We start from the raw sequence: 274 nt of genomic DNA, 5'->3' as shown, positions 1-274 counted from the left end.
CCAGTGCGGGCGGGCTCCGAAGGGCGCGAGCGCGGCCTCGATGCGGGGCAGGACGGCGGCCACCTCGGCGGGCATGTTGCGCCATGTGAAGTGGATCGCGAGCGACTCGCGCCGGTAGGCCATGCTCAGCCAGAGGTCGTCGGACGCGGTGGTGCGCAGCTCGGTCGTGATGAGCAGGGGCGCGATGTCTGCCGCGAGTTCGCGCACCGCGGCGATCGCGGCGGATCCGTCGGCGCGGTCGACGAAGTATTCGGTCTGGATCTCGTCGCCGTCC

General features: G+C 71.9%; 1 protein-coding gene. It reads right to left on the bottom strand.

Going from position 1 to position 274, the window contains the following annotated elements:
* Positions 1-274 (bottom strand): D-arabinono-1,4-lactone oxidase (locus tag SB717_RS35635; RefSeq protein ID WP_410907670.1); only part of this gene is annotated, 274 nt, incomplete at both ends.

Origin of the sequence: Priestia sp. SIMBA_032 (assembly GCF_046535215.1) — a bacterium.
GTDB classification, from domain to species: domain Bacteria; phylum Bacillota; class Bacilli; order Bacillales; family Bacillaceae_H; genus Priestia; species Priestia aryabhattai.
The sequence above is the reverse complement of the archived record's forward strand: the minus strand, read 5'-3'. Positions and strand labels throughout refer to the sequence as shown.